Raw genomic sequence first — 26,874 nt, 5'->3', positions numbered from 1 at the left:
GACGACTCTTTAAGAGGTACTTTATGGCGCGTCGCCCGTTTTCCAGCCAGTCTCTGGTGCTGATTGTCATCGCTATTGCCATCAATATGATTGGCGGACAGCTTATTAGCATGTTGAAGCTGCCTATTTTTCTCGACTCGATCGGCACCTTAATTAGCGCGGTACTGTTAGGGCCGTTCATCGGCATGTTGACTGGGCTTCTGACCAACTTGCTGTGGGGGCTGCTTACCGACCCTATCGCTGCCGCGTTTGCCCCGGTAGCGATGGTTATCGGTCTGGTCGCCGGGTGGCTGGCGCGCGCAGGCTGGTTTCGTACCCTGCCCAAAGTGATCGTCAGCGGCGTCGTCATTACGTTAGCGGTGACGCTGGTCGCTGTACCGCTTCGTACCGCGCTTTTTGGCGGCGTTACCGGCAGCGGCGCTGATTTATTCGTCGCCTGGATGCATTCAATGGGCCAAAACCTGGTGGAGTCGGTCGCGATTACCGTCATAGGCGCTAATCTGGTCGATAAAATTCTGACGGCGATCATCGTTTGGGTGCTGTTGCGTCAGCTACCGTTACGTACGACACGGCATTTTCCTGCGATGTCAGCTGTACGCTAAATGCATCCGTTTACCTCGTTAACCTTATGGGCGCTGGCGACCTGCACCACGCTGCTACTCCCTGCGCAGACCGTGCTCCCGGTTTATAGCGCGGCGGCCTTCCTCTGTCTGCTGGCGCTGAAATCAACGCGGCGGCGGGCGAAGTATGTCGCCTGGCTGATGCTGTCTTTAGGGTTTGGGCTATGGCTGGTACATGGCGGTTGGCTAACGGAATGGATAAGCGGGCAGCCTCGCGATCCGCAGCGCTGGGTATATGCCGTTACGCTATGGCTACGTCTGCTGGCGATCGTGTCGACGTCGCAGCTATGGATGCAGTATGTGCCGGTTCAGCGGTTTATTCGCGCCCTGTTCGCTTCACGTCTGCCGCCCGGCATCGCTTACCTGTTCGCTGGCCCTCTGCTGGTCGTCGAACAGCTCAAACGACAACTGACGATCGTTCATGAAGCCCAGCGCGCGCGTGGCGTACCGCTGGATGAAGGCTGGTATCAGCGGCTACGGGCAATGCCTGCGCTGATCGTGCCGCTTACGCAAAATGCGCTTAACGATCTGACAATACGCGGCGCGGCGTTGGATATGCGGGGGTTTCGGCTGCATCGAGCCCGAACCACGCTGTGGGCGCCAAAAGATAGCATGTTACAACGGGTTGCGCGGTATGGCATGGTACTGCTAATACTGGCGGAAGCGGGAGTGTGGATATGGTTACGTTAGAGCAGTTTCGTTATCTTCCGTCCGATGCGACACGCCCGCCGGCATGTTTTGATTTCCACTATTCAACACCCGGAATAGTGGCGATAGTCGGCGATAACGGCAGCGGAAAAAGTACGCTGGCGCAACTGATGGCTGGCTGGTATCCGGATTATCTTCCCGGTGATATTGACGGCACAGGCTTACTGCTTGGCGTCCCTATCGGGCAGCTCCCGCTGGTAGAACAGTCGCCCACCATCCAGTTGGTGCAGCAATCGCCTTATTTACAGCTTTCCGGCTGTACCTTTAGCGTAGAGGAAGAGGTGGCGTTTGGCCCGGAGAATCTCGGCCTCCATGAAGCGGAAATTCTACGGCGCATTGACGAGGCGCTGACTCTGACAAACTGCCAGTCGTTACGCCATCGTCATCCCGGCACGCTCTCCGGCGGCGAAACGCAGCGGGTAGTGATTGCCAGCGCGCTTGCCATGCAGCCCAGATTATTAGTTCTTGATGAAGCCTTCAGTCGGCTGACGTCAGCGGCCACCGGGACACTGCTGGAACGGTTACAACAGTGGGCGCTGGAACGTCATTCTCTCATTGTGCTTTTTGAGCGTAATCATTTCCCCTTTCTGACGCGATGCCAGCGGGTATGGCAATTGCGCGACGGAGCGCTAACCCCATTATGTTGACGTTAAATCAGGTCGCTTATCGCTGGCCGGATGCCGCAGCCGACTGTCTGCACGCCATCTCGCTTGAACTTCATGACGGCGAATGGCTGGCGTTGACCGGCGATAACGGCGCGGGAAAATCAACGCTGTTACGGATTATGGCCGGCCTGCTTTTCCCCACTTCCGGCTCGGTAACGCTTAATGGAGAGCCGATTGCGCAGCTTAAAAATCGTCAACGCGCCGCCGCTATCGGCGTACTCTTTCAGGAAGCGGAAAACCAGATTTTCCACAGCAATGTCGCGCAAGAAGTCGCTTTTGGGCTGAAACTACAACGCTTATCGGCAGAGGAAATTTCACGGCGCACGCAGGCCGCGCTGCGGTTATGCCAGCTAACGGACGTCGCCGAGGCGCACCCGCTTGATCTGCACGCCGCGCAGCGCCGGATGGTGGCGGTCGCCAGTCTGGAGGCGATGGCGCCGCCTGTGTTATTGCTGGATGAACCCAGCCGGGATTTTGACGCCCACTGGCTAACCGTATTTGAACACTGGCTGGCGACATGCCGGGCACGGGGAACCAGCGTCGTGGCGATTAGCCATGACGCTGCGTTTACCCGGCGTCATTTTTCACGGGGGGTACGGCTGCATAATGGCGCGATAACGCCGCGTAACATCATTAAGGACACGCCATCCGATATTCGCCCGTAGAGGTCATTTCCAGCATGAGATCGGCTGGCAGGCTACTTTCCAGCACCCGGCGCACATTTGGGCCGTCGGTGCGTTCATAAAAGGTTTCCGCCTCCGCCTGTGATAATCCTCCCGCCAGTTTACGTCCAATCAACCGGGCGCGTAAGGTTTCCGCCGGGGCGCGAATAAATAATGAGAAATCGCAAAACTCCGCTAACGCGCGCCATCTGTCGTCATCACGCAGGAGCCAGTTTCCTTCCACAATCACGATCGGCGCCGTGACCACAACAGCGTGTTCCACCGGGTCGTGCCGCTGTCGGTCGTACTGCGGCCAGGTCGCTTCGCCAGCCCGCACCAGACGCAGATTTTCCGCCAGCTTATCAACGTCAAAGGTTTCCGGCGCGCCTTTACAGGCACGTAAATGATGCGCCTCCAGCCAGCGGTTATAGTAATGAAAGCCATCCATGGGAAGCGTTTGAATTTCCGGCAGGCCAGCATCCTGACGAGAGAGATATTCCCAGAAGGTGGTCAGCGTGGATTTGCCTGTGCCGGGCGGCGCGCTAAGAAAAACGATGGTACGGCGCTCAGGTTTAGCGGCATGTATTTTAGCCAGTTGTTGCAGTAAGGGCTTGTGAACCTTCTCTATTTCATCATCATGATAATGTGCTTCAACGTGCAGCCCATTAACCGTTAATGCGATTTTCACGGCGTTAATTCCTTTAAAATTGTCGTTACCGCCAGCGCCATCGCCGTTTTGACCATACCGGTAAAGCGCACCTCAGACCACGCGGCGAAGTCGGCAAACTTCATCGACTCCAGCGCGCCATATAAGGGCGCATTACGGGTAATACAGTTAACGTTACTGATGAAGTCCCAGGTAATGTCGTCGGCAAAACCGGGAATCGCGTCTTGTTCATGCAGGTACTGATAAAACTGAGAAAAATGGGTGATATCAGCGTAGAGCCATTTATCCATTTTCCCCAGCGCATAAATCAGACGTAATGCAACGTCGATATCGTCAAGCGGCCCGCTTTGGGCGAGTAACGGCTTCACTGCATATTCCACAATTTCTTCATCATTATCGACAAATAGCGACGGCAGAAAGCGCTTAATGCCCTGGAGCAAAATGTTATGTGCCGTCGTCATAAACGAAAGTAAATTATTTTGAGCATCCAGTTGCTCAAGCACATCGTCTTCTGTCAGCGTCGTCATTTGTATCCCGATATACTCATCGTCTTTCAAGCTACAGGTGGGCGTGGACTTGCCACCGTCCTTTATCCTGAAAAGCCCAGAGTATATACCCTAAATAATTCGAGTTGCAGACAAGCGGCAAGAGAGAGAACCACCAGGAGCTTACATGAGTAAGTAACTGGTGTGAACGCGCGTCGCCAACGTACTTGCAACGTGAAGAATGACGGGGATAAGTCACAATGAATGCAGAGAGTCTATAATATTACACGTTCGATCTGCGCTACCAATCAGTAAAGTTTGCGTGCGCACACCGTTCGCAACCCGTTGGATCCCGTTAACCAGATCGCCGCCCGTAACGCCCGTCGCGCTAAAGAGAATGTCATTACCGGCAGCCAGCTCGTCAAGGGAGTAGACGCGGTTAACCGCAACGCCCATTTCTTCGCAGCGTTGACGCTCCTGTTGCGCCACCAGGCGGTTGTCAGCGTTGTCCCCTTTCGCTTCACAAAAGTCGAGCAGTTCCGCCTGCATATCACCGCCCAGCGCTTTTACCGCACAGGCGGAAATTACGCCTTCAGGCGCGCCGCCAATGGTATACATCAGATCATAAGGGTTATCCTGCAAACAGGTCAGGACGCTGGCCGCCACATCACCATCGGGGAGAGCGAATACCTTAACCCCAAGTTGCGTCGCCTGTGTAATGGCCGGTTTCAGCCGCGGTTTATCTAACGTGACCATACGCAGATCCTCCAGCGGCTTATTTAGCGCCCTGGCGACATTTCGCAGATTATCGGTTAACGATAACGCCAGATTAATCACGCCTTTCGCCTGCCGATTTACAACCAGCTTTTTCATATACATATCGGGCGCATGTAACAAGCTGCCCCGGGGCGCAAACGCCATGACGGCCAGCGCATTACTTTGTCCCATGGCGACCATTCGGGTGCCTTCTATAGGATCGACGGCGATATCCACCTCCGGCCCCTCGCCGTTACCCACCTCCTCGCCAATCCACAGCATGGGCGCATGATCGATTTCCCCCTCGCCGATGACGATCCGCCCACGGATGGCGATATCATTCAATGCCTGTCGCATCGCGGTAACAGCCAGCCCATCAATTCTGTTCTTATCGCCGCATCCGGTTTGCGGCCAGGCAGCCAGTGCTGCCTGCTCCGTAATGCGAAATAGCGGCCATGCCAGAGACATCATGCCGCCTCCCCGATATCCACGCCAAATTGCGCCAGCAGGTATCTTTCCGCTTTTTCGTTCCAGATGCCGTGCGTCTCTTCAACCAGACGCGCCAGCTCCCTGAACAACGGATCCGTTTTTCCTTTTTCGGCGAAATCAGTAATCGCCGTCAGCGGCATGGTGACGCCGTTATAGATAAGCTTTTTACCGCCGGGAATATCCGGCAGGTTGAGTACGGTGTCCGGTACTGCATCCAGCCCACCAATATGCGTCACCATGAATGAAGGTTGAAGCTGTCCTGTTGCGCTTAACGTAATAGCCTCTTTCATATCATCCGTGGAGCCGCCGGATGTCCCTACGACATGGGTACTGTTGTAATGCACATTGTAAAAATTAAACGGTACCTTGAACTGGCTATCTGTCGGCCCGGCAAAGAAATTCAGACAACCGTCTTCGGCGAGAAGATCGTCAGCCATTTCAACGACGGACGGAACGGCGGCATAAACAAAGACATCATCAAATCCTGCGCCATCGGTTAATGTCCGAAGTTGCGCAGCAGGATCAGCCATGCCCGCGGTATTCACATAGATAAGCTCAATGCCTTTCTCGGCGGCCTGTTTGACCGGCAGCAGTTTTTTCGCCTGCGCCAGGCGGGCTTCATCGATATCTACCACCACAACTCGCGCCGGCTGGATCCCGCCGTTAATGGCATAATCAATCGCGCCAATGCCCATCGGTCCGGCACAGGCCAAAAGCGCGATATTACCGCCGGGTTTGACTCCCATCCGATGTTCATAAACATAAGGTGTTGTATGGTAATTGGCGTTATAAGCGCCAATAATGCAGCACATCGGTTCCGCCAGCGATGCCGCGGCAAAATATGAGCCGTGATACGGTAAAACACAGCCCAGATTAATCGCTACTTCCGGGATTATCATGTACGTGGCGTTACCGCCAAAATATTCGTAACTGTAGCCAGCAGAATAACCGCTCGGCAGGCCCATCGCCGGTTGTAAAACAAAACGCTGTCCTTTTTTATATTTATCAGTCAGATTTTTTCCTACTTCGACGATAATTCCAGCACATTCATGACCCGTAATGACTGGATGATTTTCCAGGTCATCTGGCACTCGTTTATGTTCACTGCCTAATAAAGCGGCTTTCCAGGTAGAGAGACATACGCTGTCGGAAATTACGCTTACGAGCAGTTCATTCTCCGTAATGTCGGGTAATTCAAACTCACGGATACGGACATCCCGCTTGCCATATATAGCAGCTACTTTCGTTTTCATATTTACTCCAGAAACCTGAAATATTAATTCGATGTCAAATGGTTAAATAAATCATCAAGGCACGGATCGCCAATATAGTTTTTAATAAGTATTAAGGGTTTATCGCTGACTCGCTTAACCCGTCCTTCAAGGCTGGCGTGGGTAACGATAATATCGGCATCATCCGGTACATTTTCGATAGCATAATGTTTAACGTCGATAGTCAGGCCCGCCTTTTCCAGACGTCGGCGGAACGTTGTGGCGCCCATTGCGCTGGAGCCCATCCCCGCATCGCAGACAAAGGCGATGCGTTTCACGTCGCGATATGAAAATTTGCCTTCTTGCTTCATGGCTTTCACCGCTTTAGCGGAATCGCTAAAAGTATCTTCGCTGTCGGCTTCGCTACTTTTTTCCATTTTCAAAATGAAAGCGGTAATAATAAAGGTCACTGCCGTTCCCGCCGTTACGCCAGCAATCGTAGCAAGGAAAGAACCTTTCGGCGTCAGCGCCAGGTAAGCGAAAATTGAACCCGGGCTTGGCCCTGCAACCAGGCCGCCATCCAGCAGGTTAAACACCCATGTTCCGCTCATCCCGCCGGCAATCATGGCGATGAGTGTTAATGGCTTCATCAGCACATAGGGGAAATAGAGCTCATGAATCCCACCGAGGAAATGGATAATCATGGCGCCAGGCGCAGATTTCTTTGCCATTCCTTTGCCGAATAGCGTAAAGGCAAGCAGCAAACCTAAGCCAGGCCCCGGGTTAGAGGCCACCATAAAGAAAATGGACTTTCCGGTTTCCGACGCCTGTTGCATTCCCAACGGATAATAAACGCCCTGATCGATGGCATTGTTCAAAAAGAGGATTTTTGCCGGTTCATTGATTAAAGACAACAGCGGCAGATAGCCCGCATGTACCAATGATTCAATACACTCCTTCACAAAGTTATTGGCAATAAGTACCGCCGGACCAATCACTTCAAAACCCAGCAGGCACAAAATCATCCCGGCGATACCCAGCGAGAAGTTATTAATCACCATCTCAAAACCGGCGGGAATCCGCTTTTCCAGCAATCGATCAATATATTTAATGACCAGACCGCCGAGAGGCCCCATAATCATTGAGCCAAGAAACATGGGGATATCAGCGCCGATGATAACGCCAATGGTGCCAATTCCCCCCATCACGGCACCACGCTTTCCACCGACCAGATGTCCACCGGTAGAACCAATCATTACCGGCAGTAAATAAGTAATCATTGGGCCGACAATTTTGGCGAAATGCTCATTTGGCATCCACCCGGTTGGAATAAATAATGCAGTGATAAAACCCCAGGCAATAAAAGCGCCGATATTGGGAATGACCATCGCGGTCAAAAAGCCCCCAAAGGCCTGGACCTTTGCACGAGCAGACTTGTGTTCCATATTAATATCCTGTAAAGGAGAGAATAATTATGCGCGAGCTATAATATCCGCCAGCTCTTTTTCTGATTTCGCAGCTAATAACGCCGCTAAAACATCCTCTTCACATAATAGTTCGCTTAACGCCTGGATAGCGCCAATATGTGAATCTGAATCTGCTGCTGACAGGCCGATTAATAATTTTATGCCGTCATCCTCGTCGGTAAACTGCACATCCTGCCTGAGCAATGTTAATGACATCCCGGTTTTTAACGCGCCGCATTCGGGGCGAGCATGAGGCATCGCGACACCAGGTGCCAGAATATAGTAAGGACCATTACTGATTGTTGAATCTTTGATAGCCTGAATATAATTTTCATTTATATAACGATTAGCCAAAAGGGATGACATGGAAAAATCAACAGCTTCCTGCCAATTTTGTGCCAATGGTCTTATTGTAATAGATGCTTCAGGAAAATAATCTATTAACCGCATAAACTATCCTTATTTTATTTTTAGGGTACAACCTGTCGTTAAAAATAAAATACGCGGGCGGCAAAATGAAATCAATCCAGGCGAAAAAGCGAGCGCTTAAAATGACATGATTATAATTTATCTATAAAACAACCTGTTATAGTTATAAAAATAAAAAGCAAGTTTCATTTTGTGATATGTATTACAAATTCAATAAATAACAAAATATCAAAATTGTGATAAAAATCACAAATAAAACCTTGTTAACTAAAAAATAAATGTATCTAAAAATAAAAACGGGTCGCCGAAGCGACCCGTTTTATGCCGTATTAAGGATTACAGCAGCGCTTTCGCTTTGGCGATCACGTTGTCTACCGTGAAGCCAAACTCTTCAAACAGCAGCTCTGCCGGGGCGGATTCACCGAAGGTGGTCATCCCGACAATAGCGCCGTTCAGGCCGACGTATTTGAACCAGTAGTCAGCGATACCCGCTTCAATCGCCACACGCGCAGAGACCGCTTTCGGCAGGACAGCTTCACGGTAGGCCGCATCCTGCTTGTCGAACGCGTCGGTGGACGGCATGGAAACCACGCGCGCCTTCACGCCTTCGGCAGTCAGTTTTTCGTAAGCGGCAACCGCCAGCTCAACCTCAGAACCGGTCGCAATGAAGATAATCTGCGGCTGGCCTGCACAATCTTTCAGTACGTAACCACCGCGGGCGATATTCGCCAGTTGCTCTTCAGTACGTTCCTGCTGCGCCAGGTTCTGACGGGACAGAATCAGCGCGGTTGGGCCATCCTGACGCTCAACGCCGTATTTCCACGCCACCGCGGATTCCACCTGGTCGCACGGACGCCATGTGGACATGTTCGGCGTTACGCGCAGGCTTGCCACCTGCTCGACCGGCTGGTGCGTCGGGCCATCTTCGCCCAGACCGATGGAGTCGTGGGTATAGACCATCACCTGACGCTGTTTCATCAACGCTGCCATACGCACTGCGTTACGGGCATATTCGACGAACATCAGGAAGGTGGAGGTGTACGGCAGGAAACCGCCGTGCAGGGCGATACCGTTGGCGATAGCGGTCATACCGAATTCGCGCACACCGTAGTGAATATAGTTACCCGCCGCATCTTCGTTGATAGCCTTAGAACCGGACCACAGGGTCAGGTTAGACGGTGCCAGGTCAGCGGAGCCGCCGAGGAATTCCGGCAACAGCGGACCGAAGGCTTCGATGGCATTCTGGGACGCTTTACGGCTGGCGATTTTGGATGGATTCGCCTGCAGTTTAGCGATGAACTCATTCGCTTTCGCATCGAAGTCAGCCGGCATGTCGCCTTTCATACGACGAGTGAATTCAGCAGCTTCCTGCGGGAAGGCTTTCTCATAAGCCGCGAATTTCTCATTCCATGCAGACTCTTTCGCCTGGCCGGCTTCTTTCGCATCCCACTGGGCGTAGATTTCAGACGGGATTTCGAACGGCGCGTATTTCCAGCCCAACTGTTCGCGGGTCAGCGCGATTTCCGCGTCGCCCAGCGGCGCGCCGTGGGAATCGTGGGTACCCTGTTTGTTCGGCGAACCGAAACCGATGATGGTTTTGCACATCAGCAGGGACGGTTTGTCAGTCACGGCGCGAGCTTCTTCCGTGGCGCGTTTAATGGCGTCGGCATCGTGACCGTCAATGCCACGGATAACGTGCCAGCCGTAGGCTTCAAAACGTTTCGCGGTGTCATCGGTGAACCAGCCTTCAACGTGACCATCGATAGAGATACCGTTGTCATCATAGAACGCGATCAGTTTGCCCAGTTTCAGAGTACCAGCCAGAGAGCACACTTCGTGAGAAATGCCTTCCATCATGCAGCCGTCGCCCATAAAGACGTAGGTGAAGTGGTCAACGATGTCGTGGCCAGGACGGTTAAACTGCGCCGCCAGAGTTTTCTCGGCAATCGCCATCCCGACGGCGTTGGCAATACCCTGCCCCAGCGGGCCAGTAGTGGTTTCAACGCCAGCGGTGTAGCCCACTTCCGGGTGACCCGGGGTTTTTGAATGTAGCTGACGGAAATTCTGCAGTTCGGACATCGGCAGGTCATAGCCGGTGAGGTGCAGCAGGCTGTAAATCAGCATTGAGCCGTGGCCATTGGACAGCACAAAGCGGTCGCGGTCGGCCCAGGACGGGTTGGTCGGGTTGTGGTTCAGGAAATCACGCCACAGGACTTCGGCAATGTCAGCCATACCCATCGGGGCACCCGGGTGACCGGATTTGGCTTTCTGTACTGCGTCCATGCTCAGCGCACGAATAGCATTGGCAAGCTCTTTACGTGAGGACATTTTGACTCCAGATCGGATGTTGAAAGGCCATGCCCGTAACGACTTGACGACAGCGCGTTTTGGGCTACGCCGGAAAATTTGCCAACAATTTACCCCAAGCCGCGCGTCATGTACATGGAACATCCTTTTACCGCTTCAGAAATCTCCGGATCGTGCTCGCATGTTGCGCAATTAGCTAACTTGCCTGCCACGCTTTTCTTTATACTTAACCCAGGCGCTAATTCATCTGCAACGGGCGCATTTCAAAATAATATTAATTCGTATGGAAGAGAAAAATGAAAATTCGCGCTTTACTGCTTGCTTTGGGCATGGCGACGGTGCTGACCGGTTGCCAGAATATGGACTCTAATGGACTGCTTTCTTCGGGCGCTGAAGCTTTTCAGGCCTATACGTTAAGCGATGCGCAGGTAAAAGCGTTGAGCGATCAATCCTGTCAAGAGCTCGACAGCAAAGCGAAAATCGCGCCGGCGAGCAGCGAATACACTAAACGACTGACAAAAATTGCCGCCGCGCTGGGGGATAACATTAACGGCCAGCCGGTGAACTATAAGGTTTACGAGACGAAAGACGTCAACGCGTTTGCCATGGCGAACGGTTGTATTCGCGTCTACAGCGGACTGATGGATATGATGACCGACAACGAAGTTGAAGCCGTGATCGGCCATGAAATGGGCCATGTCGCGCTGGGTCATGTAAAGAAAGGGATGCAGGTCGCGCTGGGCACTAACGCCGTTCGTGTTGCGGCGGCATCGGCAGGAGGCGTAGTCGGCAGCCTGTCGCAATCACAGCTTGGCGATCTTGGCGAAAAACTGGTGAACTCGCAGTTCTCTCAGCGTCAGGAGTCCGAAGCGGATGATTATTCTTACGATCTGTTGCGCAAACGCGGTATCAGTCCGGCAGGACTCGCCACCAGCTTTGAGAAACTGGCAAAACTGGAAGCGGGTCGTCAAAGCTCGATGTTCGACGATCACCCGGCGTCCGCCGCACGCGCACAGCATGTGCGCGATCGTATGAGCGCGGACGGAATCAAATAACCCCCGAACAGTGCCGGATGGCGGCGTGAGCGCTTATCCGGCCTACAAGCATCAATCAGCTGTAGGCCGGATAAGCGCAGCGCCATCCGGCAAAACAATTTACTCGCCCTTCTTCGCCGCCTGGATATAGAGCATTTCTAATGCCAGCGTCGCGGCCGCCAGAGCGGTGATCTCCGACTGATCGTAAGCCGGCGCGACTTCCACTACATCCATACCGACAATGTTCAGATCTTTCAGACCGCGTACCAGTTTAATGGCGCGATCGGAGGTCAAACCGCCGATCACCGGCGTACCGGTGCCAGGCGCAAACGCCGGGTCCAGACAGTCGATATCAAAGGTCAGATAGACCGGCATATCGCCGACGATCTGTTTCACCTGAGCGAGGATATCATCCACGCCGCGATCGTTGACCTGGCAGGCATCCAGCACGGTAAAGCCATTGTCTTTGTCAAACTCAGTACGAATACCGATCTGTACCGAATGATGCGGATCGATCAGGCCTTCTTTCGGCGCGGTGTAAAACATCGTGCCGTGATCGAATTCGCAGCCGTTAGCGTAGGTATCGGTATGCGCATCAAAATGTACCAGCGCCATTTTGCCAAAATGTTTCGCGTGGGCGCGCAGCAGCGGCAGCGTGACGAAGTGGTCGCCGCCGAAAGAGAGCATACGCTTGCCTGCAGACAGCAGTTTTTCAGCGTGCGCCTGTAATTTTTCACTCATCTCACGGGCATCGCCAAACGCATACACCAAATCGCCGCAGTCCACGACGTTCAGGCGCTCGCGCATGTCAAAATTCCACGGGAAACGGTGATGTTCCCAGGCGAGGTTGGTCGACACCTGACGGATCGCCGCCGGGCCATGACGGCCGCCAGCGCGACCGGACGTTGCCATATCAAACGGTACGCCAGTGATCACCCAGTCGGCATCGCTGTCATACGGCTGGAAGTTCATTGGCAGACGTAAAAAACCAAACGCATTAGAAACCAGTGAGTTATCGTACTGATGACCTAAGGTGCTCATGGCAAAAACCTCTTCTTAGTCAATATAAAAAAACCCTCCCGCGTCGTTAGGCCCGACGAGGAAGGGTTTGAATTTGTTTACGGCTCAAAGTTTACTCTGACAGACCGCATTATTGAAGTCAGTTTAGCCAGGTACAGTAGACAACGCCCGAAAAAAATATATATCCAGCGCAAATCAGTAGGCTCATACGTCATCGCGGCCAGTTAAGAGGCCTTAGGGATTTGCCGCTGTAAAAACTCAAGCACTAATGCGTAAAACAGCGGTGTTTTTCCTGGCGTCTGGAAAATGGCGTGACCGCTACCGGGAATGAGGGTCATCTCCGCCTGAGGCAGCAGCCGGTACAGCTCGGTAACTTCTTCAACGGTGAAAAATTCATCCCGGTCGCCGTCCAGTAATAGCACAGGAATGTGGATTTTTTTCACCTCTTCTTCCGCCAGCGATGTGGGCGTTGTCCACATTGGCCAGACACCTTTGAGGAACGTGCGCCAGTAGTCTTTTTGCTCTGGATGATGCATGTTCTGATAAAATTTAACCATCCCGGGCGCATCCGAAGCCATTTTATCCAGATCGCGATCCGTCAATTGCCCCTGAGGCATTCCTTTACCATAAAAAATTTCCATCCCCTGCATGTAATGGGTCGTAGCAAAGCGATGCGTTGCGCCGCCGACGATAGCAGCGCGCGCTAGATCCGGGTATCAGCTGGTTAACTTCAGAACGACCATGCCTCCATCGCTGTAACCCATCACCAGCGGTTTTTCCAGCTTCAGCGCTTTAACAAAAGCCGCCATATCTTCCGCCATCAGATCATAGCTAAACGTTCCTTGCGGGTTATTCGTCAATCCATGTCCACGACTGTCCGGCATGATGACGCGAAAATATCGAGATGCCTCTTTCGCTAATCCCTGCCAACTTTTCGCCGTCAGACCACCACCGTGAATCAACAGCAGCGGAGGCCCCTCGCCCTCTTCAACGTAATGAATTTTGATACCATTCGCTTCCACAAATTTATCTTTGTCCATCGTTGTTGCTGAAGCATTTATTAAAAATATAATATTGATAATAAAAATAAATGCTAATTTAAAAATATGATTCATAACACCTCGCCAATCACTTTCCGTGTAAAAGACCATATTATTCAGATTGAACAAAAATAACATCAAAATCGATTTGTATCATTTTCACTTATTTACCGGGGAGACCCCGCATCCTCTTTTTACAGAACGTAAAAAGCCTTTCCGCGATTAGCCTCAACGCGAAAAGGCTCTGAAGTCAGAAAAGTGCCACCTTATTCATTCTGGCTGTAATTCAGGATGACTTGAAGGTCTCTTCCTGAATTGCATTTAGCGCTTTCTTTATTCCTTCGCCTGACAAGACTAGCTTGACTCGCTAAATGCCGTGGCCGGAATTTTCACAATCGCTTTTTTAACCGGCGCAGGTTTACCACGCGTACAAAGCGGACGGTGGACCTGGTTGGGATAAAAAAGCGCGAAATCGCCAGGATTTAATGTAACGAACTGCTCATTAGCGACACATTCAGGAAAGATGATGTCATCAGGAAGATGCTCAAGCTCCTTTATCCTGGTATCAATTTTGTTGGAATAGCCAATCTCCTCATAACCGCTTAGTAAAATCTGAACATCGATATATTTTTTATGAAGTTCAGCTTTGCGGTTTAACGAAGAGTGTGTTTCTCCTTCGCTTATCATAAGAAATGACTCCGGGAAAGAAAGTTCATATCTACCAGCAGGCTGATCTTCAGCTATCTTCACCGCTTCGATGATAAGTTTTTTAATAATGTGGTTAACGTAAGGTAATAAAGTAAGCTGCTCTATATTTCCATATAGCATACTATAGTTATCCTAAATAATGGTCGTGATTATAATTATCAGCCAATCAGGTACTGGTAAATACCTTCAGCCACAGGAATACCTTCTTTTAAACATTTTTCTTTATAGGCGATTTGCGGATCGTTTGGCGCCAGCACTTTATCAACACCGGGCATCGGTTTTACAGCCCTTAGCTCATTGACTATTGTGCTCATTATTGAGGAAAACAGCGGATTGCCCAACATCTGCGGATCAATAACGATAACCAGACTCGCTAACTTGCGCATCTTGTCATAGTCGCCATACATCCGAACAATATGGTTGCTAAAGTTTGCCCCCATCAGGACGCCCGTGAGCGCATCAATCGCCAGGGCAATACCAGAACCTTTGTGTCCGCCAAAGGGCAGCAGATTTTCAATTTTATGCGGATCGGTAGTGATATGTCCCTCTTTATCCAGCGCCAGACCATGACCTATTGGTTTCCCGGTTTCTTTGGCGTGCAGAATTTTACCAAACGCAATGGCGCTGGTCGCCATATCGACGATCATCGGATGGCTGTCTTTAACGGGGAAGCCGAAGGCGATTGGGTTAGTCCCCAGAAAGCGCTCCGCGCCGCCATACGGCGCAACGCAGGTATCCGTTTGCGTCATGGCGATAGCCACCATTCCCTGGCTTGTCGCCTGCTCAATGAACCACGAGAGCGCGCCGCAATGGGACGTATTTTTGACGCTGACGAAGCCCAGCCCCGTCTCTCTCGCCAGACTAATAGCGTGGTCTGTCGCCTTTATCAGCGCGCAGTGCCCCATTCCATCATCAGAGTCCAGAATAGCGACAGAAGGCGAAATCTGTTCGATGCTGAATGTTGCTTTTGGATTGAGCCCGCCTGCGTTCAGGCGGGTACAATAGTGCTCTACGCGAATAACGCCGTGGGAGTGAACGCCGGTGATATCGGCATGAACCAAAACGTCGGCTACCTGCTGCGCCGTTTGCGCGTCAAGACCCGCCTGGGTGAGTTTATTAAACGCCAGCGCTTTCAATTCATTTTCTTTGACTAATATTGTTGACATAACTATCCCGCTATTAAAATTTGATAACGCCTTTAACCAATTTTTTGTTTTCTACCACGTTCTTCTGGTACTGGTTGCCGAACGTATAGAAATCGAATTCCTGGTTTTTCATCATTGTTTCGCTAATAGCGCCCTGAGCCATTAGCTCAATGACACATTCGAAGTCTTCCCGCGTCGCGTTACGGCTGCTCAATAGCGTGGTCTCTTTTTTATGGAAGGTCGGATCGTCAATGACGAGCTCGCCGATATACAGCCCGATGAAGACGATTTTTCCGCCGTGGCGAATCAGATCGACAGCGCGGCTCATGGAGGATTTATTGCCGGTGGCATCAAGCACAGTGCCGGCTAATTCACCGGAGAAACAGGCTTTCAGCGCATCAATATAGTCGTCTGACGACGGATCGAGCGTTGCAACGCCTACCTTTTCGGCTACCAGACGACGGCGTTCGGCGTCAATATCAGCTACCGCGACGCGAGAGCCTTTGGCTTTTGCTATCGCGGCGGCGGCCAGCCCAATCGGCCCGGCGCCGACCACCACAATGTTTTGCTGCGGCTTCACGTCAGCGCGGCGTACTGCGTGGGCGCTGATGGCGAAACACTCAACCAGCGCGCCCGCGCTGTCGGTGAGGTTATCCGACAGTTCAACCAGATTTTGTTCACGAACGGCCAGATATTCGCTAAAGCCGCCGTCCTAGTGAACGCCATACAGCGAGACGTTCTCACAGCAGTTGGTTTTTCCTTCCCGGCAGGCTGCGCAAGCGCCGCAAGGAATACAGGGAATAACGCTATAGCGTTGGCCGACCTTCGCCGTGCTGCACGATTTACCCAACATTTCCGCCACGCCGCAAATTTCATGACCCAGCACGCGCGGATAGGCAAAAAAGGGCTGGCGGCCAGCAAACGCATGGATATCGGTGCCGCAAATACCAACCGCTTTAATTTTTAACAGTACTTCATCGTCTTTTAAATGAGGAATATCTCTTTCAATGTATTCGATATTTCCCGGATTATTACAGATAAGCGTTTTCATACTTAACCCTTTGAAGATAAACGGTGAATGGTGGCCGTGACGCCATGTAATTCAATATGGTTAAAGGCCTGCTGAATGTCGTTTAAAAAATCTGCGTTGTCGCCGGCCAGCGTTCCAAAGATGCTATTTATCTGCAGCAAAGACAGCGCTTGTTCCCATCGCGTGTTTTTATTTTTAATAGCCGCATTGAAGGTATCATTGAGCGGGTCGGCCACACTCTGCCCCTGAGAGAGCGTATTAATGACGTAATGGAGCCAGCCCGCAATCAGCGTCGCCAACGCCCTGCCCTTAACGCCGCGCGCCTGGAGCGTCAGATAAGGATCGACGGCCCGTTGAGGCAGCTTCTGAGAACCGTCCATCGCAATCTGTCCGGTCTTATGTTTAATATTCGGGTTGCTGAATCGATCAATGAGCAACTGCGCATATTGATGTACATCTACCGCCAAATTCGGGCGCAGCGATTTTGCCTGCTCTTCCGTCATTAAATGATGTACGGCGGTTTTAAAAGCGTCGTCTTCCATGCACTGATAGATAAACTCATATCCGGCCAGGCTGCCGTTATAGGCGAGAAACGAATGGCTGCCATTCAGCATACGAAGTTTCATTTCTTCATAGGGAAGCACGTCCGAGACGAACATCGCCCCTGCTTTATCCCAGTCAGGACGACCGGCAACGAAATTATCTTCGATAACCCACTGACGGAAATCCTCGCATACGATGCCGCAGGGATCGGCAAAACCGATCTGGTCTTTAATCATGTCAAATTGCTCTGGCGTCATTGCCGGCACGATGCGATCGACCATGGTGCCAGGAAAGGTGACATGCTTCGCTATCCAGGCCGCCAGTTGCGGATCGAGATTATCGGCAAACGTAACGATCGCCGTTTTGGTCAAATGACCGTTTTCCGGAATGTTATCGCACGACAGTACACTAAACGGGGGAAGCCCTTGCTGGCGGCGTATCCGTAGCGCTTCGACGATTAGTCCGAGTGCTGACCGGGGATGTTCAGGATCGGCAAGATCGTGTTTGATGAGCGGATGGCTGAGATCGAGCGTTCTGGACCGCGGATCGGTGCAGTAACCTTTTTCCGTTATCGTCAACGAAACAATTTTTACCTGCGGCTCAGTCAGCTTCTCGATCGCCGCCTGAATACCTGACTTCGGCGTATGCAACGCGCCGGTGACGGTACGAACCAGGCGACTATTGATGGCGCTGGCTGACGTTTCCACCACTGAAAACAGCCCCTCTTGCGCATTTAGCGCATCCACCAGCTCCGCATCGCCGAACAGATTCAGTTCAAAAATCCCCCAGCGGTTGCCGGTTATCTCATTCGTGAGATCGTTATAAACAGCCTGGTGACCACGGTGAAAGGCGCCAAATCCAATATGTACGATGTTGGCTTCCATTCCCTGACGTGAATAAGTCGTTTTGAATTGGTGCCTTGCGGCGTCTAACTGGCGAGCTATGGTGTCCATGAATTTTTCCCACTCCTGTTTTGTTTACCAATTCTGCTTAAACAGCATACCAAAATCCGTGAATATGATCACACTCACGGCACCGGATTCTTCACCCTGGTATGCTGACTAATAGCCAATGAATAAAAATAATTTATTTATCAATTGGTTATAAAATGCACTTGTCAGGATAAATTTTACGATTCACAAAAGCGTGATTTTGATTAGAAAAATCGGCCACGAATTGGCATACCACCCATACAACCAGTAATCATTAAACACCATGAAAAACAATATCTTATTGAATAACACGCCCGCTGCGAGCATATATGTCACGCATGATTGGTTCAATAATCACCCGAAATACAGCAAACCAAACCTGATAATTTGTCTAGTGAATTAATGAGCTCAATTTATTATCAGCATCAACGTTAACCTAAGAACATCAGTTACGGTTTTGATCATCCGGGTCGCTGCTAAAGAGATGAGGAGTGAGCCACCTTTAGACATAATTGGCAAATTAATCCATTGATTGAAAAAAGGAAAAAATTGATGAAGACGCAGATTAGGTACGTTGAAACAAAGCTTTCAAAGCCCCTCTGACCGAGGTCTTAGTTGACGCGAAACATGGCATAATAGCCATTTCGAACTGGTAACCACGACGATTACGCTGGAAGACGGTTCAACTGGCACCGGATATACCTATACCGGCGGAAAGGGAGGGTATGCAATTAAAGCGATGATCGACCACGATCTTGCCCCGGTACTGTCAGGGAAAGAGGCGCTGCGATTGACGATATCTATGACTTTATGGAATAGCATATCCACTATATGGGTTGCGGAGGCATCGCGTCGTTTGCGATGTCTGCAGTGGATATCGCCCTTTGGGATTTGAAAGGCAAACGTGAAAAACTGCCGCTGTGGAAAATGGCTGGTTGAAGGCGGCGCGTCTGTCGACGAATAGCGGTCGTTTGGTATGCTCGCTCGGTATGCAGGAATTACACGTCAGACTGGTTTCCGCATTCGAGACTGGCTGACTGGAGGTTCACAGTTTCCCGATCGATCAATATACCAAACATCCGCTGGTGGTCGACAATTATCGCGCCGTGGCACCAGACACCTACAGCATTGGCGTAGAGTTTGACTGGGATAAGCTGAGCGTTTACGAAGCCTGATTCCCTCTCTCCGGGCTTGTTTTTGGCGGCAGGCCCGGTTAATCGCTGACAAAAATGTCATCCGCCTGAAAATAGCCGTCAGGTGGCGAAGAAAAAATCATCAAAATCTTCCAGCGAATCATCCTGTTGGAAGATTTTTACCAGCTCATTTTTACTGTTTTCAAGATGGGTCCACGAGGCCTGTCTGGCCTGCTCAGCATCGCGTTTTTGCAATGCAAGGAAGATACTACGGTGATCTTCCACCCATTTCATTCTTAACTCTTTCTTATGTAAATACTTATAGTTTAACTGCTTCCAGCGCGGATTTTCGGTCCTGACAGCCCGCCACAGCTCGGCAGATTGTTTCATTAATACACGATTTTGCGTGGATTCCGCGATGATATTGTGGAACTGGCGATCCAGTTCTTCAAATTTGTCGCTGTCGCCGCCAATCTGCTTTTCCTGCTGCTCAATAATACGTTTAAGCTGCTTAAGTTCATTAAATCTTATTTGCGTAGCGGCAAAACCGGTGATGTTGCTTTCGATGACCTGCCGGGCCTGTAGCAATTCAAAGGGGCCAATGTCTGAGTAAGGCAAGAGCGCTTTTTGATTGATTTTCTCCAGACTATCAATAAAGTAAGTGCCTGCGCCTTGCTTAACCTCTACCACTCCCTTCAGCTCAAGCATAATAATCGCCTCACGAATCGTCGTGCGGCTGGTTTGAAAACGCTCGCTGAGTTCTCTCTCCGCCGGAAGTCGCTCGCCAGCTTTAAATACCCCTGAATAGAGTAGTTCTTCTATTTGCAGCCCTATATCAAAATAGCGCCGCTTGGTTAAAATTTGTTCCATGCACATACCTATGTAGACAGCAATTGCTCCACTTGAGGGTAGTGTAAACAAATCCTAATGTTTATGGTAAACAATTTCCCTGCCAGAGAGTGGTCGTTTCTTTCCCGCAACCTACGGCTATGCGCGTCACACAGTCCTTCCCCACCAGACTCGGCAGGAAAGGCGCTGATTCCCATAACGCATATTTGACGTTTGATGCCGGGTTTATTTGCGGCAGGGCGGCGGCGCATACCCGTTGTTGTCCGCCGGGAAAGCCTGCGAGGAACAAGGCGGTAGCGTATTTGTTGCTTTACCCTGCAATGCAAAAGCGGCAAAGCCAATGACGCCGATGTTGCGTACGTCGCCCTGCGCGGAGTGGGCCGCATAAGCGTCAGCTACGTCGGCGAACTGGAATGCCGCCTCAGTGTGTTTATCTTTGCGAAACCCTTTAATCGCCAGTGAATCGCCGGCGTTAACAATATAGCCATGATGATTCAGCGAGCCTGCTTTTCCGTTCAACACGTCCAGGCCATCAACCGTTGCGACGATTTCGTAATTGGTATCATGACTGTAATTACGAATATATAACTGATAGTTCATCCCTGATCTTGCAGGAATACTATATTGCCATTGTCCCATTGATGCGTTGTAGCGACGAGTAATTGGAATCGAATTAAAATTAGCGTCGCGCACAGCATATTCAAGATCGCTGATACGTATACTATAAACTTTATCGTAACCTGACGGATATTGAGTGGAGTAATTTATTATCACCATTTCGGCAGGTTCTCGATCGGCACGTTCTACCGAAACGCTTTGTACCGATGAATGCACGTCGCCGCCCCAGGCGGTGCCGACGTCGGATGAAGAGCCATTATTAGATTGCATTCCGCTGGAACAACCGCCTAACAGCAAAAACAAGCCAACAATGACGGCATTAAATTTAAATTTGCTCATACTTAACCCCCTTTTTAATTATTAGGGGGATTGTAGGCCCATAAAATTACATAGAGAAGCGGCACCGCTGATAATTAAGAATTTATAAAATATAAAAGGGTCGATTTAAATAATTAAATCGACCCACAAGCGGAATACTCTTAATTACTCATCTTCAAGATAAGTATAACCGTACAGTCCCGCTTCAAATTCCTCAAGGAACTGCTGCTGCAACGCATCGTCCAGATCCGTCTGTTTTACCTGGTCGCGGAAATGCGTTAACAGCGTTTTCGGGTCCAGTTGTACATATTGCAGCATATCCGCAACGGTATCGCCTTCGTCCGACAGCTCAACCTCGACGCTACCATCCGGGAAGACAAACACGTCAACCGCTTCAGTATCGCCAAACAGGTTGTGCATGTTACCGAGGATCTCCTGATAGGCGCCGACCATAAAGAAGCCGAGCATCGGTGGATTCTCTGGATCGTATTCCGGCATCGGCATCGTCGTGGCGATACCGTCGCCATCGATATAGTGGTCAATAGCGCCATCGGAATCACAGGTTATATCCAGCAGCACGGCACGACGTTCCGGTACCTGATCTAACCCTTCCAGCGGCAGCACCGGAAAGAGCTGATCGATTCCCCACGCGTCCGGCATCGACTGGAACAGCGAGAAGTTGACGTACATTTTGTCCGCCATCCGCTCTTGCAGTTCGTCGATAATCGGGCGATGCGCACGGTTTTGTGGGTCCAGTTGCTTCTGCACTTCATGGCACATGCTGAGATAAAGTTGTTCCGCCCAGGCGCGCTCCTGCAAACTAAACGCGCCGGAAGAGTAGCCGATATGAATATCGTGCAGATCCATTTGGCTATCATGCAGCCATTCACGCAGCGAGCGGCGAGTGCCGGGCTTATGCATCTCCTGCCAGGTTTCCCACAGATTTTGCAGCGCGCGCGGCGCATCTTCAGCAGGGGCAGTCGGATCCGTGTATTCGTTACGCTCCACGCCGATAATGTTAGAGACCAGTACCGTATGGTGCGCAGTGACGGCGCGGCCAGACTCGGTAATCACCGTCGGATGCGGTAAACCATGCTCTTCGCAGGCATCGCCAATCGCCCAGATGATGTTATTGGCATATTCGTTCAGGCCATAGTTCACCGAACAGTCGGACTGCGAACGGGTACCTTCATAATCCACGCCCAGACCGCCGCCCACGTCGAAGCACTGGATATTAACGCCCAGCTTATGCAGCTCAACATAGAAACGCGCGGATTCGCGCACGCCGGTCGCGATATCGCGAATGTTCGCCATCTGCGATCCCAGGTGGAAGTGCAACAGTTGCAGGCTGTCCAGACGCCCGGCGTCACGCAGGGTCTCCACCAGTTGCAGCACCTGGGTCGCCGCCAGGCCGAATTTTGATTTTTCGCCGCCGGAGGATTGCCACTTACCGGACCCCTGAGAGGCCAGACGCGCACGCACGCCCAGACGAGGAACCACGTTCAGGCGCTCAGCTTCTTCCAGCACAATCGCGATTTCAGACATCTTTTCGATGACCAGATAAACCTTATGGCCCATCTTCTCGCCAATCAACGCCAGCCGAATGTATTCACGGTCTTTATAACCATTACAGACGATCACGCTACGGGTCATGCCGGCATGCGCCAGCACCGCCATCAATTCCGCTTTCGACCCCGCTTCCAGCCCCAACGGTTCACCGGAATGGATAAGGGACTCGATCACGCGGCGATGCTGATTGACCTTAATAGGGTAAACGAGGAAGTAGTCGCCGTTATAACCGTAAGATTCACGCGCACGCTTAAACGCCGCGTTAATTGAACGCAAACGGTGTTGCAGGATCTGCGGGAAGCAGAACAGCGCCGGCAGACGCTGGCCTTGCGCTTCGCGCGCTTTCACCAGTTTGGCAAGATCGACACGCGCTTCCGGTACGTCGGGATCGGGGCATACGCTAATATGGCCCAGCTCGTTGACGTCGTAGTAGTTATTGCCCCACCAGGCAATATTGTAAGTGCGCAGCATCTTGCTGGCTTCCTGGGAGCTCATTGCAACCTCCTGCATGGAGCGTAGTACACCCTGTTCGCCTGCTGACGAAGGCGAACCCATAGACATGTCGTCAGACATAGCGAACCTCAATTTTTATTAGCAAGTGTAAAACAGTTGACTACTATCGCAATCCGAAGACGCGATAACAACCCATAGACAAGCGGATTTTCCAGCAGATAGCGCTGATGCTCCGCCTGCGCGACCGGTTTCTTTTTCATATCATTGTAAACACGTAACCGAACTCACAGATAACGGTTCGGCGAAACCACGAGAAAACTCTTGCGTTAACAAGAGCGCCCTTGTTCAGTCTTCAGCGCCATTGCCGGCTCTGGAATCCTGAGAAGCGCCGAGATGGGTATAACATCGGCAGGTATGCAAAGCAGAGATGCAGATTGCGGGGGACATGCGCGCACCAGAACGATGCGACAGATTCAGCAGAATACAACGGTTCATTATCTCGTATCACCTCCACGGCCGCCTCGTAAGACGAACCCACAAGCCAAAGCAACGTTTTAACCCGGCTGGAAGTGGCGACACGAAGAAAACGTCGTGTGCTTTTGTATGAGCCGCGCGTCGCGTTTTATACCCAGAACGCAGAAAAAAAGCAAAGCATAAATGCGCATAATGTCAGCATTATCAGAAACGTTTATCGCCTGATTTTGACCGACATTGCGACGGCCTTCAAAAAAAGCTGGAAATTGGGCGAAGAAGTGACCTAAAATAGCCGTCCAGATGTTAATCCATCCATACTGATTAACACTCAGACTGCCAGTGTCAGCGACCTTCAGACTCATGGTAGAATCTTCTGTCATGACTATTCCGCACAACAGTTTGAGCTAACTAAATTCTCCTTAGGTGAAATTAAATATGGCAAAACACCTTTTTACGTCTGAGTCCGTATCAGAAGGGCATCCTGACAAAATCGCAGACCAAATCTCTGATGCCGTGTTGGACGCTATCCTGCAACAGGATCCGAAAGCACGCGTCGCCTGTGAAACCTACGTTAAAACCGGCATGGTTTTAGTTGGCGGTGAGATCACCACCAGCGCCTGGGTCGATATCGAAGAGATTACCCGTAATACGGTGCGCGAAATTGGCTATGTGCATTCCGACATGGGCTTTGACGCCAACTCTTGCGCGGTACTGAGCGCAATTGGCAAACAGTCTCCGGATATCAACCAGGGCGTTGACCGCGCAGACCCGCTGGAACAAGGCGCGGGCGACCAGGGCCTGATGTTTGGCTACGCGACAAATGAAACCGACGTACTGATGCCTGCGCCAATCACCTACGCGCACCGTCTGGTACAGCGTCAGGCTGAAGTGCGTAAAAATGGCACCCTGCCATGGTTGCGTCCGGATGCAAAAAGCCAGGTCACTTTCCAGTATGACGACGGCAAAATCGTCGGTATCGACGCCGTGGTTCTCTCTACGCAGCACGCAGAAGATATCGACCAAAAATCGCTGCAAGAAGCGGTGATGGAAGAGATCATCAAACCCATTCTGCCGTCTGAATGGTTAAATACGTCCACTAAGTTTTTTATCAACCCAACCGGTCGTTTTGTTATCGGCGGCCCGATGGGCGATTGTGGTCTGACCGGTCGTAAGATCATTGTTGATACCTACGGCGGTATGGCGCGTCACGGCGGCGGCGCCTTCTCCGGTAAAGATCCGTCTAAAGTTGACCGTTCTGCAGCTTACGCTGCGCGTTATGTCGCGAAAAACATCGTGGCGGCAGGTCTGGCGGATCGCTGTGAAATCCAGGTCTCCTACGCTATCGGCGTAGCGGAGCCGACGTCCATCATGGTGGAAACGTTCGGTACTGAAAAAGTGCCTGCTGAACAGTTGATTCTGCTGGTGCGCGAATTCTTCGACCTGCGCCCGTACGGCTTGATTCAGATGCTGGATCTGCTGCACCCGATCTACAAAGAAACTGCGGCTTACGGCCACTTCGGTCGCGAAAACTTCCCATGGGAAAAAACCGACAAAGCGCAACTGCTGCGCGATGCTGCCGGTCTGAAATAATCGCCCGCGCCTGACGCTGTTTTTCAGTCAGGTAAACCATACCGTACTTATCAAGGCCAGCGCCCTGCTGGCCTTTATCATTGCTGATACACGCAACGTTATCAGATATTCCAGCGTGAATTTATACTGACCTTTTTGTGATGCGCAGCACAATCCACTCTCCCCTTTCGTTTCTTCGACTACACTTTTTATCATTCAGTTTCAGTCATCATGAAAGCGGTTACATTCATTTTCATTAAGAACTGACCGCCTCACTATCGGTATGCTAATTCTGCGATGAAAATATTACATAATTTTTCAACTTTGTCTGAATACCAGGCAATTGATATGGTTATAAGATTATTAAAACTATTATTTTTCAGATAATTAAATAATCACCGAGATAAATAGTAGTGTAAACGATTACACCATTGTGATTAGCCTCACATCTTTTTACGGCGTACTCACCTACTCTTAACATCGATAAAATTGCTAACCCAACCGGAGGGCATAATGCCTGACAATAAAAAACAAGGGCGTTCCAACAAGGCCATGACATTTTTTGTCTGCTTTCTTGCAGCCCTGGCAGGATTACTTTTTGGCCTGGATATCGGCGTTATCGCCGGTGCTTTACCCTTCATTACCGACGAGTTTCAGATTACCGCACACACTCAGGAATGGGTGGTCAGCTCCATGATGTTTGGCGCGGCCGTCGGCGCTGTCGGCAGCGGCTGGCTCTCCTTTAAGCTGGGCCGTAAAAAAAGCCTGATGATCGGCGCTATCCTGTTCGTCGCCGGTTCGCTGTTCTCCGCTGCGGCGCCTAACGTTGAAGTCCTGATTATTTCTCGCGTGCTGCTGGGTCTGGCCGTCGGCGTCGCTTCCTACACTGCACCGTTGTACCTGTCCGAGATCGCGCCGGAAAAAATTCGCGGCAGTATGATCTCAATGTACCAACTCATGATCACCATCGGGATTCTGGGCGCTTATCTGTCCGATACCGCGTTCAGCTACAGCGGCGCATGGCGCTGGATGCTCGGCGTGATCATCATCCCGGCCATTCTGCTGCTGATCGGCGTCTTCTTCCTGCCGGACAGCCCGCGCTGGTTTGCGGCAAAACGCCGCTTCCATGATGCTGAACGCGTCCTGTTGCGCCTGCGTGACACCAGTGCGGAAGCAAAACGTGAGCTCGATGAAATTCGCGAAAGTTTGCAGGTTAAACAGAGCGGTTGGGCGCTGTTCAAAGAGAACAGCAACTTCCGCCGCGCCGTGTTTCTTGGCATTTTGTTGCAGGTCATGCAGCAATTTACCGGGATGAACGTCATTATGTATTACGCGCCGAAAATCTTCGAACTGGCGGGGTACACGAATACCACGGAGCAGATGTGGGGCACCGTTATTGTTGGTCTGACTAACGTGCTGGCAACCTTCATCGCTATCGGCCTGGTTGACCGCTGGGGCCGCAAGCCGACCCTGACGCTGGGCTTCCTGGTCATGGCGATTGGTATGGGGATTCTGGGTACGATGATGCACATCGGCATCCATTCGCCGTCTGCGCAATACTTCGCTATCGCTATGCTGCTGATGTTCATCATTGGATTTGCGATGAGCGCTGGTCCGCTGATTTGGGTACTGTGCTCCGAAATCCAGCCGCTGAAAGGCCGCGATTTCGGCATCACCTGCTCCACCGCGACCAACTGGATCGCCAATATGATCGTCGGCGCAACGTTCCTGACCATGCTGAACAATCTGGGTAACGCCAACACTTTCTGGGTCTACGCTGGCCTGAACGTACTGTTTATCCTGCTGACCCTGTGGCTGGTGCCGGAAACCAAACACGTTTCGCTGGAACACATTGAACGTAACCTGATGAAAGGTCGTAAACTGCGCGAAATCGGCGCCCACGACTAATCCCTCCTCGCTTCCTCCTGCCACAGGAGGAAGCGTTTTTCTTGCAGCCCCTCTTCCGTCGCACTA

The 26,874-nt window shown here is 51.3% G+C and carries 25 protein-coding genes and 2 pseudogenes; 8 read left to right on the top strand and 19 right to left on the bottom strand.

Features of this window, described 5'->3' with window-relative positions; translation table 11 throughout:
- Nucleotides 1-23: 23 nt before the first annotated feature.
- The 4 genes from J4728_RS19300 to J4728_RS19285 are packed head-to-tail and all read left to right on the top strand — an operon-like array spanning nucleotide 24 to nucleotide 2,658.
- On the top strand, nucleotides 24-602 hold the full coding sequence (locus J4728_RS19300; protein ID WP_000124001.1) for an ECF transporter S component: 579 nt from the start codon (nucleotides 24-26) through the stop codon (nucleotides 600-602).
- Nucleotides 603-1,310 carry an energy-coupling factor transporter transmembrane component T gene (locus J4728_RS19295; protein WP_000553284.1) on the top strand — a complete coding sequence of 236 codons (708 nt, stop codon included), beginning with the start codon at nucleotides 603-605 and terminating at the stop codon, nucleotides 1,308-1,310. It begins immediately after the preceding gene.
- On the top strand, nucleotides 1,298-1,975 hold the full coding sequence (locus tag J4728_RS19290) for an ABC transporter ATP-binding protein (RefSeq protein WP_001534176.1): 678 nt from the start codon (nucleotides 1,298-1,300) through the stop codon (nucleotides 1,973-1,975). The genes J4728_RS19295 and J4728_RS19290 overlap by 13 nt, the downstream gene beginning before the upstream one ends.
- The gene (locus tag J4728_RS19285; RefSeq protein WP_208212249.1) at nucleotides 1,969-2,658 is read left to right on the top strand and encodes an energy-coupling factor ABC transporter ATP-binding protein; all 690 of its coding nucleotides are present in this window, start codon (nucleotides 1,969-1,971) and stop codon (nucleotides 2,656-2,658) included. The genes J4728_RS19290 and J4728_RS19285 overlap by 7 nt, the downstream gene beginning before the upstream one ends.
- Here J4728_RS19285 and J4728_RS19280 read toward each other — a convergent pair.
- The 7 genes from J4728_RS19280 to tkt form a co-directional block, all read right to left on the bottom strand.
- Nucleotides 2,627-3,343, bottom strand: a complete 717-nt coding sequence (locus J4728_RS19280; RefSeq protein WP_000684838.1) for a nucleoside/nucleotide kinase family protein — start codon at nucleotides 3,341-3,343, stop codon at nucleotides 2,627-2,629. The genes J4728_RS19285 and J4728_RS19280 overlap by 32 nt on opposite strands.
- The gene (locus J4728_RS19275) at nucleotides 3,340-3,849 is read right to left on the bottom strand and encodes an MltR family transcriptional regulator (RefSeq protein WP_000209974.1); all 510 of its coding nucleotides are present in this window, start codon (nucleotides 3,847-3,849) and stop codon (nucleotides 3,340-3,342) included. Before J4728_RS19275 ends, J4728_RS19280 begins: the two co-directional genes overlap by 4 nt.
- Nucleotides 3,850-4,062: 213 nt before the next feature.
- On the bottom strand, nucleotides 4,063-5,034 hold the full coding sequence (glpX, locus tag J4728_RS19270; RefSeq protein ID WP_080110691.1) for a class II fructose-bisphosphatase: 972 nt from the start codon (nucleotides 5,032-5,034) through the stop codon (nucleotides 4,063-4,065).
- A complete protein-coding gene (locus J4728_RS19265; protein ID WP_000853169.1) occupies nucleotides 5,031-6,305 on the bottom strand; it encodes a zinc-binding dehydrogenase in 1,275 nt (424 codons plus the stop codon). The genes glpX and J4728_RS19265 overlap by 4 nt, the downstream gene beginning before the upstream one ends.
- 23 nt (nucleotides 6,306-6,328) lie before the next feature.
- Nucleotides 6,329-7,708, bottom strand: coding sequence for a PTS mannitol transporter subunit IICB (locus J4728_RS19260; protein WP_000400411.1), 1,380 nt, complete (start codon nucleotides 7,706-7,708; stop codon nucleotides 6,329-6,331).
- 27 nt (nucleotides 7,709-7,735) lie between these two features.
- Entirely contained in the window at nucleotides 7,736-8,179 is a 444-nt protein-coding gene (gene cmtB / locus J4728_RS19255; protein ID WP_001518319.1) for a PTS mannitol transporter subunit IIA, read from the bottom strand.
- A gap of 315 nt (nucleotides 8,180-8,494) precedes the next feature.
- Nucleotides 8,495-10,486, bottom strand: coding sequence for a transketolase (gene tkt / locus J4728_RS19250; protein ID WP_000098650.1), 1,992 nt, complete (start codon nucleotides 10,484-10,486; stop codon nucleotides 8,495-8,497).
- 275 nt (nucleotides 10,487-10,761) lie between these two features.
- Here tkt and J4728_RS19245 point away from each other — a divergent pair, with 275 nt between their 5' ends.
- Nucleotides 10,762-11,520 (top strand): M48 family metallopeptidase, encoded by a 759-nt coding sequence (locus tag J4728_RS19245; RefSeq protein ID WP_000701834.1) that lies wholly within the window; start codon nucleotides 10,762-10,764, stop codon nucleotides 11,518-11,520.
- 99 nt (nucleotides 11,521-11,619) lie between these two features.
- Here the strand turns inward: J4728_RS19245 and speB are convergent, their stop codons facing one another.
- The 6 genes and pseudogenes from speB to J4728_RS19215 all read right to left on the bottom strand — a co-directional run bounded on the left by speB (nucleotide 11,620) and on the right by J4728_RS19215 (nucleotide 17,938).
- Nucleotides 11,620-12,540: an agmatinase gene (speB, locus tag J4728_RS19240; protein ID WP_000105550.1), complete on the bottom strand. Its 921-nt coding sequence runs from the start codon at nucleotides 12,538-12,540 to the stop codon at nucleotides 11,620-11,622.
- A 203-nt stretch (nucleotides 12,541-12,743) separates the two neighbouring features.
- Nucleotides 12,744-13,700, bottom strand: a pseudogene (locus tag J4728_RS19235) (alpha/beta fold hydrolase).
- A gap of 213 nt (nucleotides 13,701-13,913) precedes the next feature.
- Nucleotides 13,914-14,387, bottom strand: a complete 474-nt coding sequence (locus J4728_RS19230) for a YhcH/YjgK/YiaL family protein (RefSeq protein ID WP_000965538.1) — start codon at nucleotides 14,385-14,387, stop codon at nucleotides 13,914-13,916.
- 38 nt (nucleotides 14,388-14,425) lie between these two features.
- On the bottom strand, nucleotides 14,426-15,433 hold the full coding sequence (locus tag J4728_RS19225; RefSeq protein WP_208212247.1) for an Ldh family oxidoreductase: 1,008 nt from the start codon (nucleotides 15,431-15,433) through the stop codon (nucleotides 14,426-14,428).
- 13 nt (nucleotides 15,434-15,446) lie between these two features.
- Nucleotides 15,447-16,463: pseudogene (locus tag J4728_RS19220) on the bottom strand (zinc-binding alcohol dehydrogenase family protein).
- Between the two features lie 2 nt (nucleotides 16,464-16,465).
- Entirely contained in the window at nucleotides 16,466-17,938 is a 1,473-nt protein-coding gene (locus tag J4728_RS19215; RefSeq protein ID WP_023242890.1) for a mannitol dehydrogenase family protein, read from the bottom strand.
- An 810-nt stretch (nucleotides 17,939-18,748) separates the two neighbouring features.
- On the opposite strand from J4728_RS19215, the gene J4728_RS24185 reads away from it, so the two are divergent.
- On the top strand, nucleotides 18,749-18,856 hold the full coding sequence (locus J4728_RS24185) for a racemase (RefSeq protein WP_001667677.1): 108 nt from the start codon (nucleotides 18,749-18,751) through the stop codon (nucleotides 18,854-18,856).
- A gap of 314 nt (nucleotides 18,857-19,170) precedes the next feature.
- Here the strand turns inward: J4728_RS24185 and J4728_RS19205 are convergent, their stop codons facing one another.
- The 6 genes from J4728_RS19205 to J4728_RS19180 all read right to left on the bottom strand — a co-directional run bounded on the left by J4728_RS19205 (nucleotide 19,171) and on the right by J4728_RS19180 (nucleotide 23,711).
- Nucleotides 19,171-19,971 carry a FadR/GntR family transcriptional regulator gene (locus J4728_RS19205; RefSeq protein WP_001576357.1) on the bottom strand — a complete coding sequence of 267 codons (801 nt, stop codon included), beginning with the start codon at nucleotides 19,969-19,971 and terminating at the stop codon, nucleotides 19,171-19,173.
- 153 nt (nucleotides 19,972-20,124) lie between these two features.
- A complete protein-coding gene (locus tag J4728_RS19200) occupies nucleotides 20,125-20,856 on the bottom strand; it encodes a hypothetical protein (protein WP_000032793.1) in 732 nt (243 codons plus the stop codon).
- A 144-nt stretch (nucleotides 20,857-21,000) separates the two neighbouring features.
- The gene (gene speA / locus J4728_RS19195) at nucleotides 21,001-22,977 is read right to left on the bottom strand and encodes a biosynthetic arginine decarboxylase (protein WP_001278580.1); all 1,977 of its coding nucleotides are present in this window, start codon (nucleotides 22,975-22,977) and stop codon (nucleotides 21,001-21,003) included.
- Between the two features lie 8 nt (nucleotides 22,978-22,985).
- Complete coding sequence (gene yqgB, locus J4728_RS19190) at nucleotides 22,986-23,117, bottom strand: acid stress response protein YqgB (RefSeq protein WP_000729109.1); 132 nt, start codon at nucleotides 23,115-23,117, stop codon at nucleotides 22,986-22,988.
- Between the two features lie 85 nt (nucleotides 23,118-23,202).
- The gene (locus J4728_RS24115; protein WP_001751809.1) at nucleotides 23,203-23,352 is read right to left on the bottom strand and encodes a hypothetical protein; all 150 of its coding nucleotides are present in this window, start codon (nucleotides 23,350-23,352) and stop codon (nucleotides 23,203-23,205) included.
- 59 nt (nucleotides 23,353-23,411) lie between these two features.
- Nucleotides 23,412-23,711, bottom strand: a complete 300-nt coding sequence (locus J4728_RS19180) for a hypothetical protein (protein WP_001576358.1) — start codon at nucleotides 23,709-23,711, stop codon at nucleotides 23,412-23,414.
- 55 nt (nucleotides 23,712-23,766) lie between these two features.
- Between J4728_RS19180 and metK the strand changes: the two genes are divergently transcribed.
- Both metK and galP read left to right on the top strand, forming a co-directional pair.
- Complete coding sequence (gene metK / locus J4728_RS19175) at nucleotides 23,767-24,921, top strand: methionine adenosyltransferase (protein WP_001062140.1); 1,155 nt, start codon at nucleotides 23,767-23,769, stop codon at nucleotides 24,919-24,921.
- Nucleotides 24,922-25,413: 492 nt separating this feature from the next.
- On the top strand, nucleotides 25,414-26,808 hold the full coding sequence (gene galP / locus J4728_RS19170) for a galactose/proton symporter (RefSeq protein WP_001113171.1): 1,395 nt from the start codon (nucleotides 25,414-25,416) through the stop codon (nucleotides 26,806-26,808).
- Nucleotides 26,809-26,874 lie beyond the last annotated feature (66 nt).

It is taken from the genome of Salmonella sp. 32070601201500089SM (assembly GCF_017573605.1).
In the GTDB taxonomy this organism is placed as follows: Bacteria; Pseudomonadota; Gammaproteobacteria; order Enterobacterales; family Enterobacteriaceae; genus Salmonella; species Salmonella enterica.
Note: the sequence above shows the minus strand (reverse complement) of the source record. Positions and strands in the feature narration are given on the sequence as shown.

What these genes read in the sequence shown, in the direction of transcription:
- J4728_RS19300 (WP_000124001.1), top strand. Translation starts at nt 24, where the DNA reads ATGGCGCGTCGCCCGTTTTCCAGCCAGTCTCTGGTGCTGATTGTCATC.
- J4728_RS19295 (WP_000553284.1), top strand. Translation starts at nt 603, where the DNA reads ATGCATCCGTTTACCTCGTTAACCTTATGGGCGCTGGCGACCTGCACC.
- J4728_RS19290 (WP_001534176.1), top strand. Translation starts at nt 1,298, where the DNA reads ATGGTTACGTTAGAGCAGTTTCGTTATCTTCCGTCCGATGCGACACGC.
- J4728_RS19285 (WP_208212249.1), top strand. Translation starts at nt 1,969, where the DNA reads ATGTTGACGTTAAATCAGGTCGCTTATCGCTGGCCGGATGCCGCAGCC.
- J4728_RS19275 (WP_000209974.1), bottom strand. Translation starts at nt 3,849, where the DNA reads ATGACGACGCTGACAGAAGACGATGTGCTTGAGCAACTGGATGCTCAA.
- glpX (WP_080110691.1), bottom strand. Translation starts at nt 5,034, where the DNA reads ATGATGTCTCTGGCATGGCCGCTATTTCGCATTACGGAGCAGGCAGCA.
- J4728_RS19265 (WP_000853169.1), bottom strand. Translation starts at nt 6,305, where the DNA reads ATGAAAACGAAAGTAGCTGCTATATATGGCAAGCGGGATGTCCGTATC.
- J4728_RS19260 (WP_000400411.1), bottom strand. Translation starts at nt 7,708, where the DNA reads ATGGAACACAAGTCTGCTCGTGCAAAGGTCCAGGCCTTTGGGGGCTTT.
- cmtB (WP_001518319.1), bottom strand. Translation starts at nt 8,179, where the DNA reads ATGCGGTTAATAGATTATTTTCCTGAAGCATCTATTACAATAAGACCA.
- tkt (WP_000098650.1), bottom strand. Translation starts at nt 10,486, where the DNA reads ATGTCCTCACGTAAAGAGCTTGCCAATGCTATTCGTGCGCTGAGCATG.
- J4728_RS19245 (WP_000701834.1), top strand. Translation starts at nt 10,762, where the DNA reads ATGAAAATTCGCGCTTTACTGCTTGCTTTGGGCATGGCGACGGTGCTG.
- speB (WP_000105550.1), bottom strand. Translation starts at nt 12,540, where the DNA reads ATGAGCACCTTAGGTCATCAGTACGATAACTCACTGGTTTCTAATGCG.
- J4728_RS19230 (WP_000965538.1), bottom strand. Translation starts at nt 14,387, where the DNA reads ATGCTATATGGAAATATAGAGCAGCTTACTTTATTACCTTACGTTAAC.
- J4728_RS19225 (WP_208212247.1), bottom strand. Translation starts at nt 15,433, where the DNA reads ATGTCAACAATATTAGTCAAAGAAAATGAATTGAAAGCGCTGGCGTTT.
- J4728_RS19215 (WP_023242890.1), bottom strand. Translation starts at nt 17,938, where the DNA reads ATGGACACCATAGCTCGCCAGTTAGACGCCGCAAGGCACCAATTCAAA.
- J4728_RS24185 (WP_001667677.1), top strand. Translation starts at nt 18,749, where the DNA reads ATGGGTTGCGGAGGCATCGCGTCGTTTGCGATGTCTGCAGTGGATATC.
- J4728_RS19200 (WP_000032793.1), bottom strand. Translation starts at nt 20,856, where the DNA reads ATGAGCAAATTTAAATTTAATGCCGTCATTGTTGGCTTGTTTTTGCTG.
- speA (WP_001278580.1), bottom strand. Translation starts at nt 22,977, where the DNA reads ATGTCTGACGACATGTCTATGGGTTCGCCTTCGTCAGCAGGCGAACAG.
- yqgB (WP_000729109.1), bottom strand. Translation starts at nt 23,117, where the DNA reads ATGAAAAAGAAACCGGTCGCGCAGGCGGAGCATCAGCGCTATCTGCTG.
- J4728_RS24115 (WP_001751809.1), bottom strand. Translation starts at nt 23,352, where the DNA reads ATGAACCGTTGTATTCTGCTGAATCTGTCGCATCGTTCTGGTGCGCGC.
- J4728_RS19180 (WP_001576358.1), bottom strand. Translation starts at nt 23,711, where the DNA reads ATGACAGAAGATTCTACCATGAGTCTGAAGGTCGCTGACACTGGCAGT.
- metK (WP_001062140.1), top strand. Translation starts at nt 23,767, where the DNA reads ATGGCAAAACACCTTTTTACGTCTGAGTCCGTATCAGAAGGGCATCCT.
- galP (WP_001113171.1), top strand. Translation starts at nt 25,414, where the DNA reads ATGCCTGACAATAAAAAACAAGGGCGTTCCAACAAGGCCATGACATTT.